A 16,493-nucleotide genomic window follows, 5' to 3' on the forward strand; every position below is an offset into this window, starting at 1 on the left:
TTACTCCGAACAGGGTGAATAAGGCCCTATTTCCTTTAAACGCAATAGAGAAATTTCGATTTGGAAGCACTTTAGCAGCTGTTAAGTTAATGATATTGTGGCTAACTGTTAACAACTCAACAAATCCCCGAGCGAAGCGATGGGCCGTCAGGGCGGGTGGGCGGGAATAAAAAAGAATGGCCTTCAATTATTTTAAAGGCCATTCAATTTTTTGGATTATTGACACATGGCATTCATCGATAGTGACTTTAAAAAAACGAATACACAAAAGGTGACCGCTCAAACGCCTCAAACTGTCAAGTCGTTCCGGCAGGCCCCACGAATACTTCAAAGTCCTTGACTTTTATGCCTCTATCTCACCCGCCGCTCCGGCAGGCCCATACGAATACCTCAAAGTCCTCGACTTTTATGCCTCTATCTCACCCGCCGCTCCGGCAGGCCCCACGAATACCTCAAAGCTCCAAGCTTATATGCCTCTTCCTCACCTGCCGCTCTGGCAAGCCCCACAAATACTTCAAAGCTCCAGGTTCTAATGCCTCTACCCCGCCAGTCGCTCCGACAGGCCGCACGAATACTTCAAAGTTTCCAGTCTCACATGCCTCAGTCCGTCCTGCCGAAACCGGCAGGCCATTCGAATACCTCAAAGCTCCGCTTTCTAATGCCTCTTCCCCGCCTGCCCCTCCGGCAGGCCATTCGAATACCAAAAAGGTGAAGGCACAAGTGCCTCCACCTTTCAAGTCGTTACCGAAGGGCAATTTTACAACTCTCTCCCCAGATCCACCGCCATCTGCTTATCCTTTTCCGGCGGCCTTCCGGCGATGGTGAGATAGCCTCCGATCATGGCTCCATTGAGTCCGGCTGCCAGGGCGAAGGCCTGGAGGTCCCGGAGAGCTGTTTCTCTTCCTGCACAGACTCTCATAATGGTATGAGGCAGGATGAAGCGGTATACGGAGAACATGGTCAAAACTTCGAGGGGTTTCGGCGGTTTATTTTTGCCGAAAGGAGTCCCGGGAATGGGGCTGAAAATATTAAGAGGCACGGAAGTGATGTGATGGCTCTTTAAAGCAAAAGCCATGTCGATCCGGTCATCCGGCGTTTCTCCCAGGCCCATGATTCCGCCGGAGCAGACTTCGAGGCCTGCCTTCTGGATGCGGCGGATGTGGTCTTCTTTTTCTTCATAGGTATGAGTGGTGCAGATATGGGGGAAATAGCGCTGCGCGGTCTCCAGATTGCAGTGAATCCGCTGGCAGCCTGCTTTCTTGAGCCTTGCCAGCTGTTCATCAGTCAAAAGTCCCAGAGAGCAGCAGACGGAAAGCTTCGTTTCCTTTGTAATCATTTCCACGGCTTTGACAATTGCACCAAACTGCACAGGATCGCTCTGGCCTCTGCCGCTCGTTACGATACCGAAGCGTTCAGCTCCGTATTCTTCTGCTTTTTTAGCCTGTTCCAGCAGGAATTCCGGCGTGCGGAGCGGATATTCGTCCACTCCCGTCTTATACCAGCCCGACTGGGCGCAGAAGCGGCAGTTTTCCGTGCAGCGTCCGCTCCTTGCGTTCACGTCAGAGCAGAAACGCATTTTGTCTCCGCAGAAATTCTTCCGTATCTTATCGGCGCCTGCCATGAGAAATAAAGGTTCCTTCTGCCCTGCCACGTACAATTTCCCCGCTTCCTCCCGGGAAATCTCCCCGCCGGAAAGGACTTTGTCCAGACAGTCTGTTATAAATTGAATATTTTTGTCCATAGTGTTCACTTCGATTTATAAGAATAAGTGGTAAGTGAAGGTGCGCCGCTGATGCGGCGCGAATATAGTGGTTTAGAAATCATTTCCGATAATTTCCATTTATAAAATCGGGCCCTTCCATTATTTCAAAGGGCCCACCGCCACTTATCACTTTTATTTCCACCACGAAAACAGCAGGAAAAGAATTTCCCTGCTGTTTTATTTCAATCAGTTCAGATTCGGTGCTGTCTGGGTACGGCCGAGATCGTGGAGCATGGTGATATCGTCCTGGGGATTGGAGCCTTTACTGGTAAGGTAGTTTCCGATCATTACCCCGTTCATGCCGCCTGCCAGTGCCATGGACTGGAGGCTTCTGAGGTTAATCTGGCGGCCGCCGGCTGTACGGATCTGTGCCTTGGGCAGTACGAAACGGAACATGGCGAAGGAGCGCAGGATTTCAAGAGGAGAAAGGCGCTTATTGTGTTCAAAAGGAGTACCCGGAATCGGGTTCAGCACATTCAGCGGTACCGCATCGATGTGCATATCCTTCAGATGGAATGCCATTTCCACTCTCTGGTCCAGGGATTCACCAAGACCGATGATTCCGCCGCAGCATACGCGGATGCCCGCTTTCTGGGCACGAGCCACGTTTTCTGCTTTTTCTTCAGCGGTATGGGTTGTGCACACTTCCTTAAAGAAAGAGGGTGCTGATTCGATATTGCAGTGCAGGCGGCTGATACCGGCTTCTTTCAGCTGGTAAGCCTGTTCCTGTGTCAGGAATCCGAGGGAGCAGCATACTTCGATGCCCACCTCCTTGCGGATGCGACGGATTAAGTCGAGAATTTCCGCAAAGTCCTTCGGATTTCTCTGGTCACGGCCTGCAGTAACAATATCGAAACGGGCAGCTCCGGCTTTTTTAGCTCTCTTGGCCGCTTCAATGACCTCTTCCTCCGGAAGGAATTTATAGGTTTTTACACCTGTGTTATAACGGGCAGACTGGGCACAGAATTTACAGTCCTCCTGGCAGGAACCGCTCCTTGCGTTGATAATGGCACAAAGATCTACGCTCCGGCCAGAAAATTTCTGGCGGATCTTGTCAGCGCAGGCGAGAAGAAGCATGGTATCTTCATCTTTCGTACGAATCAGGGCTCTTGCTTCGTCCTCGGTGATTTCTCCACCATTCAAAATTTTTTCAGTCCACTTTAAAATCTGTTCACAGCTGCTTTCCATTGCAAAACACTCCTTTTTAAATAAAAACCTGTCGTTAGAAATACAGGGTATAGCCATTGTCAAACCTTACGCGAGTGCGTAATAGAAATATTCGTGTCTCGCAATGTGCGGAATATTTCTATTTCTATTATGAAATTGTAATCAAAGCTGAGGCTGGGTGCGGCCGCGGCCAAGGTCATTCACCATGACCAGATCATCTTCCGGATTTCTGCCCGGAGTGGTCAGATAGCCGCCTACCATGATTCCGTTCAGGCCGCCGGAAAGGGCATAAGCCTGAAGGCTTCTGAGGTTCACTTCACGTCCGCCGGCAGTGCGGATGAGTGCCTTTGGCAGGACGAAACGGAACATAGCAAATGTGCGGAGGATTTCCAGCGGCGGCAGCCTCCGGTTCGTATAGAACGGGGTGCCTTTCACCGGATTCAGCACGTTCAGCGGAACGGAATCGATGTGCATGGCTTTCAGTTTGAATGCCATTTCCACTCTCTGGTCCAGGGATTCACCGAGACCGATGATTCCGCCGGAGCATACGCGGATGCCTGCTCCCTGGGCAACCTTGATGATCTGTTCCTTGTCTTCCATGGTATGGGTGGAGCAGATTTCAGGGAAATAAGACGGAGCAGTTTCGATATTGCAGTGCATGCGGGTGATGCCGGCTTCCTTCAGCCGTCTTGCCTGCTCCGGAGCAATGAGGCCCAGAGAGCAGCAGACTTCGATGCCTACTTCCTTCTGAATCTTTTTTACCAGGTCGATGATTTCTTCAAATTCATTCGGATTGTCCTGGTTGCGTCCGCTCGTTACGATGGAAAAACGGGCAGCGCCTTCGGCTTTTGCCTTTTTTGCAGCTTCCAGAATCTGTTCTTCCGGAAGGAGACGGTATACTTTAGCACCGGTATGATACCAGCCGGACTGGGCACAGAACTTGCAGTTTTCCTGGCAGTGGCCGCTTCTTGCATTGATGATTCCGCAGAAATCCACTGCATTGCCGCCAAACTTCTGACGAATCTTATCCGCCATGGCCAGAAGGACCATGGTATCCTCATCTTTTGTACGGATTAATTTCTTTGCTTCTTCTTCAGTAATTTCACCACCATCAATGACTTTGTCAGCCAGTCTGATAATTTCTTCACAAGCACTGTTCATAGGGATTCTTCCTTTCAAAAATGAGCAGCCCCTGTTCGAATTGTTACCTCGTGAATAAGTATAAAATAAACAATGAAATCTGTCAATTAGTTATTTTATGCTGGTTAACAATACGAATATAGAAGTGGAAATACTTTTGTATCGGGACTGTCGGGTTGTCGGGATGATTGGGGTGATCGGGAAAGATATGGTTTCCTGCGGAAACCAATTTATATAGTCGGCTTCGCCGACGGCCTTTGGCTCCCAAACGTGCTGAAAATTGTAAGATTCCTGTTTTCCCTGCACTGCACATACAAGTCCCCTATGAGGAAAGCGGAAAAACTGACAACAGGTCACCACCTTTCCTGGGATGGAAAGGTGGCTGCGGAGCAGCCGGATAGGTTGTACAATCGCACACGGCACACATGCGGCTAACCGACGAAATACCCACGAGCAAATGAGGAAAACACCGCTCCGTCCAGACGAGAGCCAAAGGCAATATCAAAACTGCGGCGCCCAACAACTTTGCGCCGCACCTTCCCTAATCCCCAACCCCCAATTCCTAATCCCTTCGATGAGGACGAACCGCACTATGTTGGGAAATTACAGATCAGTTACTATGGTCTGAGTCAGTTGCGGTTTTCGGGTCTTAGCCCTGTCCGGTGCTTGCCTCGATGGAGTCTTTAGCGAGATTTCGGGGTGCGGGGTTCGGGGTTCGGGAAAGTGTGCCGCTGATGCGGCACCTTTTTTGATTGGGAATGTGCACAGACGAGGGAAAATCCCCGTACTGCACCTTTGCCGCTAAACTCTCCCGGGAATTCTCCAGCGTCCCCCAACGGGGGAAGCTCCCGCAAAGCGGGTGAAGGGGGCTTACTATCATAGCCAACGAGATAGACTCAAACCACTGCTCCGTAACGTCACATATAAAATCTTGCGCCCAAAGGGCGCACACATTCCCGACAACCCCGGCACTCCCGAAACAATTCCCGAGATTCCCGATTCAAAAGTCATCCGTCCTGAAAATATCCTTATCATAAAAAGTAAAACAAAAAGACAAAGCAAAAAACCCCGAGGGGAGCGGGGCTTTCTGCTTTGGGGTTGTAACAAATGGGAGAGGGAAAATGAAGAGATGAAAACAATGATGAAATTTGGAAAATGGGTTGCTGCCGAAGGACTTGCTACCCGCGGCAGCGCCTTTGTGAACTATTTCCAATCATTCCCATCACCGGACTTTCCGTGATTACCGATTATCCTGCAATCTGGATGCGATGGGATTCTTCCAGTTTCTTTTCATCCACTTTCGGAAGTTCGATCTGCAGTACGCCGTCTTTCAGGCTGGCTTTGATATCTTCTTCCTTAATGCCTTTTACCGTGAAAGAACGCTGGAAACCAACAGCCCCACGCTCTTTGCGGATGAAATGACGTTCTTCATCCTTCGTTTCTTTCTGATCTTCCCGTTTCGCGGAAATAGAGAGAACGCCGTTTGCATAATCGACATGGATCTGATCTTTCGTGAAGCCCGGCATATCGCAGGTAACTTCATAATGATCCTTCAGATCCTCGATGTCCACCCTCGGAGTGGCCACATAATCTTTATACACTGTCGGAATGTCATCAAAGAAACGATCCAGCACAGAATCACCAAACAGACCATCAAATGGAATCAAGCTACCCATAATCAAAGACCTCTTTCCTTTGAATTGTTGTAATATTTTCAGGATTTCCGGAACCCTTTCCGGTTCCTTTCCTCCTGACAACTATAGTATACCACTTTTATCACTCATGTCAATAGAGTGCTAATAATATTTTGACTTTTCATCTTTTTGGTTAAAATACCAGTATTTATCGGATAAAAAATTGTGTTTTTGTTTGATTTATTTGACTTTTAAGGAAATATTTTTTAAATTTTCTTTTGGAAGCTATCAGTTATTAGTGCTCCACATCCCATGAAAAACTTTTGAGCCAAAAAGTTTCCACCCTTCCTCTGCCATCCCCATATATACTCGCGGCCGCCAGGCCGCCACCTTCACTTACCACTTATCACTTTTTCTACCCTCTTTCCTTTTATGGTAAGATAAAGTAAAAGAACGATAAATCAGAAAGGAGGCTCCCCATGCTCACCATCGACCATCTGTATTTCTCCTACACCGGGAAAGCGCCCTGGCTCTTAGAGGATATTTCTCTTCACGTGGAAAAGGGCGAATATATTTCCATCGTAGGAAATAACGGCAGCGGAAAGAGTACGCTTCTGAAGCTCATCCTGGGATTTTTAAATCCTTCCAAAGGCACCCTCACCTGCCGTGCAAAGCGGATTGGCTATGTGCCCCAGATGCCGGCAAGGGACCAGGCCTTCCCCATTACCGTGGAAGAAGTGATTCATTCCTACGGAAAGCTTCTTCACCTCCCCTCCATTCCTGTGAAAGACATCCTTTCCATCACGGGAATGGAAGGCTTTTCCCAAAAACTCATGGGAAATCTTTCCGGAGGCCAACACCAGAAGGTGCTCATCGCCCGGGCCCTCATGGGCCATCCGGACCTCCTCGTCCTGGATGAACCTTCCACAGGCGTGGACATCGAAAGCCAGCGGGAAATTTATTCCGAGCTTTCACGATTAAACAAAGAGAAAAAACTGACCGTCCTTTCGGTGGAGCACAATATGGTGGAAGCGGGAAAAGTTTCCAGCCAGCTTTACCATGTGACCGGCGGAAAAGGCCACCTCTGCAGCGTGGACCATTACATTAAAGAATATATAGAAAAGGAGGGCGGCCATGTTTGAATATGCTTTCATGAGAAATGCCCTCTTTATTTCCATCTGCATAGCCATCCTCTGTCCCTGCATCGGGATTTTTCTCGTGCTAAGGCGTTACTCCATGATTGGCGATACCCTGGCCCATTCGTCACTGGCGGGGGTCACCCTGGGCCTTCTTTTCGGAGAAAGCCCGGTGCTTGTATCCTTTGCCTTCACCGCCCTCGCCGGACTTTTCATCGAATACCTCCGCCAGTATTTCAGGAAATATACGGACCTCATCCTTTCCATCGTTTTATCTATATCCGTAGGAATTGCCATTACCCTTATTTCCTCAGGTCTGCTCCATGCCAATGCGGATGCCTACCTTTTCGGCTCCATGCTCACCGTATCTCCTGCAGATATGGTTGTCACAGCCATTCTGACCCTTCTGGCACTTCTGACGGTGATTATCAATTACCACCAGCTCCTTTACATTACCTACGATGAAGAAGCGGCAAGGATTGCGAAAGTCCCTGCAAAAAGGCTGAACTACCTCTTTGCCTTCCTCGTGGCAGCGGCCATTTCCGTTTCCATCCGCTCTGTGGGAATCCTCGTTATCACGTCCATGATCACCCTTCCCGTGGCTTCAGCCCTGCAGCTGGGGAAAGGCTTCAAGACCACCTGCCTCTTCTCCCTCCTCTTCAGCTTCATTTCCATTCTGGGCGGATTCTTCATTTCCTACTACGCAGGAGCCGCCCCGGGCGGAATTACGGCCCTCACCAGTGCAGGAATCCTCCTCCTCACCATTCTTGTAAAGCAGGTGAAGAAATGAAGAAATACTGGAAATACGGAGCCCTCTCCCTGGCCCTCCTCCTTTCCGCCTGCGGCCATGAAACGCCCCCGCCCTCGGGGAAAATTCCCGTAATTGCCTCCTTTGGAGCCATGGAAATCCTCACAAAAGAAATAGGGGGAAATCTGGTGGACGTAACCACCATGGTCCCGAGAGGCAGCGAGCCCCACGACTTTGAACCCAGGACAAAAGACCTCATAAAAATAAAAAATGCCCGCCTTTTCGTATACAACGGCATGGGCATGGAACACTGGGCAGACAAAGTCCTCTCATCAGCCGCCCATGACAATCTGATTGTGGTAGAAGCATCAAAAGGGATCAAACCCATTCCCATCGAAAGCGAAGAAGAACGAGCCGAACACGGAGACTACGACCCCCACACCTGGCTGGGCCTCTCCGAAGCAAAAGAAGAAGCCCGGGCCATCCGGGACGGTCTCATTTCCGCAAGCCCTGACAATAAAGAAACCTTTGAGGAAAATTACGCTCACTTTGCCTCCGAAATCGATGAAATCAGAAGCAATGCAAGGAAATCCATTACCGGCGCCCGGCGAAAAGAACTGGTCACCGGCCACGCAGCCTTCGCCTACCTGGCCAGAGACCTCTCCTTAAACCAGGAAAGCGTAGAAGACGCCTTCGCCACCGGAGAACCGCCGGCAAGAAAGCTCATCGAACTCATGGAATACTGCAAAGCAAGAAAAGTAAAAACCATCTTCACCGAAGAAACCATGGACCCCGCCCTCGCCAGAACTTTGGCCGAAGAAGCAGGAGCAAAAGTAGAAACCCTGGATACCATGGAAACAGCAGATAACGAAAAATATATCGATGTGATGAAAGAAAATATAGGGAAAATTGTGGATGCAGTGAAATAGTTTTTAGTGCTTAACCGTTAGCATTTAGAAATAGCCCGCAGCAGCGGGCTTTTTATATGAGAAAATTCTCATCAGGGCACACAGGAGACCAAATACCGAAACATCCTCGGGATAAAATGAAACAATCGGTACGCGAGAAGGCTTTTTTCCCCCCGGGAAGCTGGCCCAAAGGGCCTGAAAGGGCAAGAGATGGTTGATTAATGTTTTTTGCACTATCCACACAAGGCACATAGGATACTGACTGACGAAAGGTACCAGTAACAATTGTCTCTATCGGTAAGCAAGAGCTCCCCGAAGTTCGGGCAGTCGCCGCAGGCGACGGAGAACCTGTACTCTCGTACAAGTCGAAATTGACCCAAATACGGGAAATATCTCTGCAGTCCGCAGCCGCGAATGGGAAAGGCTCCCCTCGAAAGGGGAGCTGCCGAACGTAGTGAGGCTGAGGGGACGAACTGCACTATGTCTTCCAATCATATGGCAATTACTATGGCTTGAGGCAGTTACGGTTTTCGGGTTTTAGCCCTGTTTGGGACATGCCCCTTTCGACTCATTTCCGAGATTTCGGGGTGCGGGGCTGCCGGGGAGGTGTGCCGCTGATGCGGCACATTTTTTAATTGGGAATCTGCTCAGACGGGGTTGAAAATCACGATAGTTCGCTTTCGACAATAAATTTCCCCGGCGATGATGACTTGCTTCCCCCTACGGGGGAAGCTCCCGCAAAGCGGGTGAAGGGGGCTATCTATCGCAGGCAGAAAAATTGTCTCAAACCGCTGCCCCGTAACGTCAAACTATAAATCTTGCGGCCGAAGGCCGCCACCTTCCCGATATTCCCGAGACTCCCGATCATCTCCGACACCCCCGATTCAAAAGTCCCTCAGCTTACAGTTTTCCTTTTCCCCCAAAGTCTTTAAAGACGAACTCCCATATAAATCTTGCGGCCGAAGGCCGCACACCTTCCCGAGATTCCCGAAATGAACCCCGACCATTCCCGATATCCCCGATTCAAAAGCCATCTACACTGAAAATCCCCATATAAAAAATGGCGCCCATTATATATTAAAGGCGCCACCTTCCCGAATTCCGAAATCCGCAGTCCCCAATCCGTCTTTTCATCCCACTCCCGGCAAAAGTCCTCTCACTCCGGATTCATCAGTTCACTCACCAGTTCGTCCAGCGCTTCCTCGAAATTTCCATCTTCTTCGCCTCTCCTTTTCCCGTAGGGATGCCGTTTTTTCCTTTTCTTCACCCCTTTATCGAGAGCGGAAAGCTCATAGCGCCAGCCGTCCTGGTGCATCGCATGAGCCCTTTTGGCAAGGACCATGGAAGCCAGGCCGAAATCCTGGGTGATCACGATATCTCCGGGGCGCGCATCTCCCACGATGGCCCAGTCTGCGGAATTCGCCCCGCGGGGCACGCGGATGATTCTGCTGTAGGACGATTCCATTTCCCTCGAATCATCGCAGTAAATGAAGCAGGAAATCCCATAAGAAGCGGCAATCCGCTCCGTTTCCCGGATCACGGGGCATGCATCGCCGTCAATGAGGATTCTAAAGGAAATATTTCCCTTCCCTTTTTCTCTCACCGGAGTTCCGCCGGAAAGGGGCGCTTTACCTTCCTTCCATAAGGAAATAAATTCCTGCAGCTTTTCCTCTTCCACAGGCCAGATTTCTTTTCCTTCATAGTCCAGCCGGTCTGCCGTCCGTTTCCAGAGAAGATGGAAAATATCCCGCCACCTCGGCCGGTCCCTCGCCGGAATGGTCTTCGGGTACTCCGCGAGGAAACACTCGAATTCCATTTCCCACTCATCATACTCCCGGGTCCTCATGATCTTTTCCGCGTAAGCGCCGATTTCCTCATATACCTCCGGATGCTCCTCCAGGAAATCCCTGGTGCTCATCATGAGAGGCTCCGTGCGGTAAGGCTCCGGATTTCCCGCATAATCATGACCCGTAAGGAAATGAAAAAGAGCCCCCGCAAAAAGCCTCTCCTCCTCCGAAGAAAACCGGCCGATTCCGAGGCAGCGGAAATTGCCCACATCATAAAGCAAAAGCTCCGGCAGTTTTTCTATTTCCACCTTTTCCACCGGAACCGTTTCTCCCGTCAGAAGCTCCTCTGCCCGGGCGAAAAGATTTCCATCCCGTTCAATGAGGAAATAATTATCTTTCACTTTCCATACCTGCAATAAGAACACCTCCTTTCGTATATTGTAGCACAAAGAGGCGGGAGTGCAGGAGGAAGAGAGTTTTTAGTGATTAGTGATTAGTGATTAGAAAGCAGCAGAAAAAGTCACCTGGCCGGCGACAACTTCTGTCCCCATTTCCACTATAATAAAGCTAGAGAAAAGGAGGTACATGATGGAAACATTACTGGAAAAAGCAAGGAAAGTGGCAGAAACCTGCCACAAGGGACAGGTGGACAGAGCCGGAAAACCCTACATGAACCATCTCCTCACCGTATCGAATGGAGTAAAGGACCTGGGCGAAACTTACGCAGTAGTCGGCATGCTGCATGATACAGTGGAAGATACGGAAATGACCGTGGAAAAACTGAGAGAACTATTCGGAGACGAAGTGGCAGAAGCCGTGGGGCTCCTCACCCACGACGATTCCCTGCCCTACCTGGACTACATACGAAAAGTCAAAGCCAGCGGCAATCCCTATGCCATAGCCGTCAAAAAATCGGACCTCAGAAACAATATGGACCTCACCCGCCTGCCGGTGGTGACAGAAAAAGATTTGAAACGGGTGGAGAAATATAAAAAGGCCTATGCGATTCTGAGTGAGGAATGAGAGGTTAGACGTTAGTTGCCAGCAGTTAGTTTTTAGTGCTTAGTGGTTAGTGACCAGCGATCCAGAGACTTGTCAGAAAGGCTTCCCGCAAGGAAGCCTTTTTCGCATGGGGAAGGCACATATGAAACTCACTGATAAAACACACCCCGGGGAAATGACTCAAAAGTTTTGCAGGAAGGGCGGCGTACAAAAATAGATATACTTTCCTTATCCAAATTTGATGCGGGCGTCTTTCACTGATAACTTTATCATCTCCGGTGATTCAACGTATTGTGTAAGCATCGTACAACCTCACTTTGTAAAGTTTCTGATGGAAAAACGTTGCGTCCGGCCCGAAGATTCGCCATAATAAAATAAAGTACTTGAGTCGTAGAAATAAGGAGTTCTGATTATGGCGGATCGTATTTCTTTTGATTCCATTCTCAATATGGCCCAGGGGCTGCCGGGGGCGGTGATTGACAGGAAGGTTTTCCTTCGCGAAACTTTGAGTAAAAGGTGCGATTCTTCAAAGGTGGAGGAGGCCATCCGGTCGAATCCTGCGAAGGCGGGAATTCCGCTGGATATCATCGATGAGCTGGCGGAGGACTGTATTTCCTCGGAGCGCATGAGAAGTACCGTACTATCGGCAGCAGCCGGCGTTCCCGGAGGACTTTCCATGATTCCGGCTATGATGGCAGACGGGGTACAGACTTTTGCTCATGCCATGCGGCTTGCCCAGATGCTGGCTTACCTTTATGGCTGGAGCAGTCTCTATGAGGGAAAGGTGCTGCAGGAAGAAGGAAAGATGAAGCTGGTCCTTTTTCTGGGAGTCATGTTTGGCGTGACCCAGGCCAACAGGGCCATTGTGGAAATCATGAGACAGCTGGCAGAGCATTGCGAGAAGGCACTGATTACCCATGCATTGACGAAAGGAACGCTGCATCCTACCCTGAAACAGGTCTTAATGTTCCTGGGGATTCAGATTAACCGGCAGCTTTTCGGTAAAACCGTGGCCAAAGCCATTCCCCTTCTGGGAGCGGTCCTTTCCGGAGGCATTACCTATGTGACCATGGGATCCATGGCAAGAAGTCTTAAGAAGGAACTCAGGAAACATTATGAAGTCTTCGGGACGACTATCGATGCGGAATGGAAGGAAAGTGAGTAGTAGTTAGAAAAAGTGACAAGTGGTAAGTTAGGCAGCGAACCGATTTTGGAGGAGTAAAGCGACGCTCAAAATCGTGTGAGCCGCCTATGCAGAGGCAGAAGGTGCGGCGCAAATTGATGGGCGCCGCCTTTTTATATTTTCCGTCAAAAGTATATGTCCAGCACAGCTGCCCTTAGTGGGCTTTTTGACTACGAATGAGTCATTTAGCATATGTATCTTTCGATAATTAGCCTCACATGGGCCTTGTACCAAAGATGAACTTACCCGGCCCTTGGGGCCTTAATGCCTGGTAATTCACAACCGCAAAATTTAATCAAAAAATAATGAAATAAATATCCTTTTTTGCACTATATTAGTAGAGCGAAGGAAATCACCCGCAAGTTTCCGCTACGGCCAATCTCAGAGAAAGCGGAAAGGGCGATGAATGAACTCCCAAATATGGATCCATAAAATGAAACGATGATCGAATCGATTGGAACATCCGAATCAAAAAGCCACGAAAGCAGGTATGAGAGCTCCCTGCCCGTGGCTTTTTGTCGTGGAAAGATTGAAAAACGCCTAAGACAAATATCAAATAAGCCCTCCCAATTCCCTCGCCTCCTCACAGTGTGGTGCGGCACGGCGCAAATATTTCCAGGCTTCCGCTTTTTTTACCCTGTTTAATACGAATAGCAGCAAGGGCTGTGACACTATCATAATCTTCAGGATTGGCCGAGAAATGATTCTTAATCATCGTCCGCAGGAATCTGTGGCAGCTGCGCCTTTTCAGCAGCTCCTTTTGCTCGAAGAAAAGTAATCCCGATGACAGAGACCTTGCTCTGCCAGTACTTTTACCGGGTCATGCTTATCTTCTTAGATCTTTCTTATCATTTAATTTATCTCCGTATATCGTTCCCGAAAAAGGTTCAGAAAATATGCTTTATGATTACGATCACGATCTTGAAATAGCAAGCGCAGCTTTAAGCGAGAGAATTCGTCTGCTGATGCAGGCACAAAGAATTCCCTTCGGAAAGTATGATTTTCCCTGGCTTTTACTGATGCGGGCCAGGACTTACTATAAGGACGGGAATGAAAAACTCAGGAGAAACCAATACATAGAAGCCCTCATAAATTTTGAGAAGGATTTACAGATTTATACCTTGATATTTTCTGAAAATTTTCCCCGTTTTTCAGGTATTTCAAACCGTATCTCAAATTTGCTCAAAATTTACCTGGATACCTTAACTGAAAGAAAAGTAAAGAATCCTGACCAAAATATAATTGAAAGAAAGATTTCTCCGGATTCCTCAGAAGGAAACTGATCATTCTGACAAAGAAGAAAAAACAGAAATTAAACTGTTTCTTTTACAAATCCGATTTTCAAAGGTCCACGCATAAATACGTATTGCCTGGGACCGGCGAGCCATCCACAAGCCATTTCGGGCAGAAGGCGGGGTTTGCCTGTTTTCCTCGGCCCAAAGGACCGGTTGTTTGTTTTTTTATCGGGCCGCTTCACAATTTGCTGCGGCCCACCTTCCCGACAGCCCCGAAACTACTCCCGAGATTCCCGAGATTCCCGATTCAAAGGCTGCTGAAAAAATTTCCCAATACAAAACCGCCGATTGCTCAATCGGCGGTTTTTATTTCCAAATTATTTCCCTGCTAAAGCCAAAATTTCATTAAATATGGTCAGGAAGGGTTTGCCGTTCTTTTCGGCGAGATCTTTGACCACTTCGTATTCGGGGTAGTATCGTTTGCCTTCGGGCAGCGTCACTTCTTTGACTTTTGCTTTGCCGTAGGGGGTGTCGATTTCTTTTGTTTCCCGATGGAGGATGGAGCGCATGAGGGAGGTGAATTCGCGGATGCCTATGGTGGTGGTTTCGGAGAAGATGATGTCTTCCAGTTCTTCTTTTTTATCTTCTTTGCAGATGACTACCAGTTCCCAGGCGGGGCGGTTCTTTTTCATGTAGATAGGGCTGTAGTGGACGTCGAGGGCTCCGGCTGCGAAGAGTTTTTCCATGGTATAGCCCAGGACTTCGCCGGATACGTCGTCGATATCGCTTTCGAGCTTCACCACTTCGTCTTTTTCATATTTCCCGCTTTCCGTATCAATGAGGAATGCACGAAGGATATTGGTCTTTTCTTTATAATCCCGCTTGCCTGCGCCAAGGCCTGTCTTCAGCACTTTGAAGGAGGAGGGAAGGGTATGGCTGGTGCAGAGGGCTGCCGCAATGGCTGCACCGGTGGGGGTGACGTATTCGCCTTTAACGTTCATGATTTCCAGGGGCATATCGTAAGCATTGACGATATTCAAAGTAGCCGGTACCGGGACCGGAAGGACTCCGTGCTGGCAGCGGACGGTGCCTGTGCCTTCACAGAGTTTCGGCACAATCACGTCTGTTACGCCCAGGTTATCAAAGCAGACGGCTGCGGAAATGATATCCACAATGGAATCAATGGCTCCTACTTCATGGAAATGCACTTCTTCCAGCGGCAGGTTGTGGGCTTTGGATTCTGCTTCGGCCACGATGAGGAAAATTTTGTTGGCCAGTGCTTTGGCTGATTCGGTCATATCCGTTGCATCGATGATGGCTTTTACATCCGAGAGGTGCCGGTGTTCATGATGATGGTGATGATCATGGTCATGCATATGGTCATGTTCGTGGCAATGGCAGTGACAATGTCCTTCTTCCTCATGGTCATGATGGTGGCAGTGGTCATGGTCCTCATGGCAGTGACCTTCCTCATGATCATGATGGTGGCAGTGGCAATGTTCACCTTCCTCATGGTCGTGGTGATGACAATGGCAGTGTTCTCCTTCCTCGTGGTGATGGTCTTCTTCATGGTCATGTTCTTCATGGTCATGGGTATGTTCCACAGCCACCGGGGCCGGTCCGTAGAGGTAGGCCATATCATGGTCGTGATTTTCATGTTCTGCGTCCAGAATGACGTTGAAATCGCAGCAGTCGATACCCGATTTCTGGACCCGGGAAATTTTGATTTCAAAACCTTTGGCGGGAATGGAGGAAAGCGCTTTTTCCAGCACTTTCTGATCGGCTCCGAGGTCCAGGAGCGCTGCCACAAACATATCTCCGCTGATGCCGGAGGATGCTTCGAGATAAAGCTGTTTACCCATTGATTTTTCCCCTTTCTGCAAGGCGGTTGATCTGGGTGGCCACATAGCCCGCCCCGAAACCGTTATCTATATTGACTGTCACAATGCCATTGGCACAGGAATTGATCATCGTAAGAAGGGCCGAAAGGCCGTGGAAACTGGCCCCATAACCCACGGACGTAGGTACGGCGATCACCGGATTTCGGACAAGTCCTCCGATGACGGAGGCCAGGGCCCCTTCCATACCTGCTATGGCTATCACGCAGTTTGCTTTCCGGATGGTTCCTTCTTTGGAAAGAAGGCGGTGAATGCCGGAAACGCCCACGTCGTATACCCTTTCCACATGAGTGCCGAAGTACTCGGCCGTCTGGGCCGCTTCTTCGGCCACGGAAATATCGGCGGTGCCTCCCGTGCATACGGCTACGCAGCCGATGTGTTCCTTTTCTTTTTCTTTCTTTAATATATGGGAAACAGGGTCGTAGGAAATATCCGGGATGAACTCTCTCACCAGTTCATACTGATGCTCGGAAGCCCTGGTACCGAAGACTTCGCCTTCTGCCTCGTAAAGTTTTCTGAAAATACGGCCGATGTATTCGTCCGGTTTTCCCTGGCAGTAGACAACTTCTGCAAAGCCGGACCTCTTTTTTCTATCCGTGTCCAGCTTGGCAAAGCCCATTTCCTCATAATCCCGGTCCGCCGGATTCTCCCGGAGCAGCGCTTCTGCCGCTTCGATATCCATGGAGCCCTCCCGGACAGCGGTTAAAATGTTTTTTAAATCCATGTGTACTTCCTGTTTCAATACAATATGACTATTCATTATATATAACTTTAATTAGAAAGTTATCAGTTAGCAGCTCAAACTTCGCACCCTTAAATAACCTGGCAGCTCCGATGAAATCTGCATTATTGCATTCCAAAGTATACTGGGATGTTTTATGCGGCATTGAGGA

The 16,493-nt window shown here is 49.1% G+C and carries 14 protein-coding genes; 7 read left to right on the forward strand and 7 right to left on the reverse strand.

The genetic code is table 11. The features are described from left to right. Positions 1 to 757 precede the first annotated feature (757 nt). From bioB (QZN42_RS08285) to bioB (QZN42_RS08295), 3 genes are all read right to left on the reverse strand, one after another. Positions 758 to 1,741, reverse strand: a complete 984-nt coding sequence (gene bioB / locus QZN42_RS08285; RefSeq protein ID WP_296956436.1) for a biotin synthase BioB — start codon at positions 1,739 to 1,741, stop codon at positions 758 to 760. 207 nt (positions 1,742 to 1,948) lie between these two features. Beyond that, the gene (gene bioB, locus QZN42_RS08290) at positions 1,949 to 2,950 is read right to left on the reverse strand and encodes a biotin synthase BioB (protein WP_296956438.1); all 1,002 of its coding nucleotides are present in this window, start codon (positions 2,948 to 2,950) and stop codon (positions 1,949 to 1,951) included. Between the two features lie 141 nt (positions 2,951 to 3,091). Next, positions 3,092 to 4,090, reverse strand: coding sequence for a biotin synthase BioB (bioB, locus tag QZN42_RS08295; RefSeq protein WP_296956443.1), 999 nt, complete (start codon positions 4,088 to 4,090; stop codon positions 3,092 to 3,094). An 838-nt stretch (positions 4,091 to 4,928) separates the two neighbouring features. Here bioB (QZN42_RS08295) and QZN42_RS08300 point away from each other — a divergent pair. After that, positions 4,929 to 5,309: a hypothetical protein gene (locus tag QZN42_RS08300; protein ID WP_296956446.1), complete on the forward strand. Its 381-nt coding sequence runs from the start codon at positions 4,929 to 4,931 to the stop codon at positions 5,307 to 5,309. A 7-nt stretch (positions 5,310 to 5,316) separates the two neighbouring features. On the opposite strand, the gene QZN42_RS08305 is transcribed toward QZN42_RS08300, so the two are convergent. Continuing rightward, positions 5,317 to 5,745 carry an Hsp20/alpha crystallin family protein gene (locus QZN42_RS08305; protein ID WP_296956448.1) on the reverse strand — a complete coding sequence of 143 codons (429 nt, stop codon included), beginning with the start codon at positions 5,743 to 5,745 and terminating at the stop codon, positions 5,317 to 5,319. 437 nt (positions 5,746 to 6,182) lie between these two features. On the opposite strand from QZN42_RS08305, the gene QZN42_RS08310 reads away from it, so the two are divergent. From QZN42_RS08310 to QZN42_RS08320, 3 genes are read left to right on the forward strand one after another with little or no spacing between them, the layout of a single operon-like run. After that, positions 6,183 to 6,845 (forward strand): metal ABC transporter ATP-binding protein, encoded by a 663-nt coding sequence (locus QZN42_RS08310; protein WP_296956450.1) that lies wholly within the window; start codon positions 6,183 to 6,185, stop codon positions 6,843 to 6,845. After that, complete coding sequence (locus QZN42_RS08315; protein ID WP_296956451.1) at positions 6,838 to 7,629, forward strand: metal ABC transporter permease; 792 nt, start codon at positions 6,838 to 6,840, stop codon at positions 7,627 to 7,629. Before QZN42_RS08310 ends, QZN42_RS08315 begins: the two co-directional genes overlap by 8 nt. Then, entirely contained in the window at positions 7,626 to 8,516 is an 891-nt protein-coding gene (locus QZN42_RS08320) for a metal ABC transporter solute-binding protein, Zn/Mn family (protein ID WP_296956454.1), read from the forward strand. Before QZN42_RS08315 ends, QZN42_RS08320 begins: the two co-directional genes overlap by 4 nt. 1,135 nt (positions 8,517 to 9,651) lie before the next feature. On the opposite strand, the gene QZN42_RS08325 is transcribed toward QZN42_RS08320, so the two are convergent. Then, positions 9,652 to 10,698 (reverse strand): DUF188 domain-containing protein, encoded by a 1,047-nt coding sequence (locus QZN42_RS08325; protein WP_296956456.1) that lies wholly within the window; start codon positions 10,696 to 10,698, stop codon positions 9,652 to 9,654. A gap of 169 nt (positions 10,699 to 10,867) precedes the next feature. Between QZN42_RS08325 and QZN42_RS08330 the strand changes: the two genes are divergently transcribed. The 3 genes from QZN42_RS08330 (at position 10,868) to QZN42_RS08340 (ending at position 13,750) form a co-directional block, all read left to right on the forward strand. After that, a complete protein-coding gene (locus QZN42_RS08330; RefSeq protein ID WP_296956458.1) occupies positions 10,868 to 11,305 on the forward strand; it encodes an HD domain-containing protein in 438 nt (145 codons plus the stop codon). A gap of 391 nt (positions 11,306 to 11,696) precedes the next feature. Continuing rightward, a complete protein-coding gene (locus QZN42_RS08335; protein WP_296956460.1) occupies positions 11,697 to 12,449 on the forward strand; it encodes a hypothetical protein in 753 nt (250 codons plus the stop codon). Positions 12,450 to 13,363: 914 nt separating this feature from the next. Beyond that, entirely contained in the window at positions 13,364 to 13,750 is a 387-nt protein-coding gene (locus tag QZN42_RS08340) for a hypothetical protein (RefSeq protein ID WP_296956462.1), read from the forward strand. Between the two features lie 329 nt (positions 13,751 to 14,079). On the opposite strand, the gene larC is transcribed toward QZN42_RS08340, so the two are convergent. After that, entirely contained in the window at positions 14,080 to 15,564 is a 1,485-nt protein-coding gene (gene larC / locus QZN42_RS08345; protein ID WP_296956465.1) for a nickel pincer cofactor biosynthesis protein LarC, read from the reverse strand. Next, on the reverse strand, positions 15,557 to 16,324 hold the full coding sequence (gene larB / locus QZN42_RS08350) for a nickel pincer cofactor biosynthesis protein LarB (protein ID WP_296956466.1): 768 nt from the start codon (positions 16,322 to 16,324) through the stop codon (positions 15,557 to 15,559). The genes larC and larB overlap by 8 nt, the downstream gene beginning before the upstream one ends. Positions 16,325 to 16,493: the final 169 nt, after the last annotated feature.

It is taken from the genome of uncultured Dialister sp. (assembly GCA_900314595.1).
Lineage (GTDB): Bacteria > Bacillota > Negativicutes > Veillonellales > Dialisteraceae > Dialister.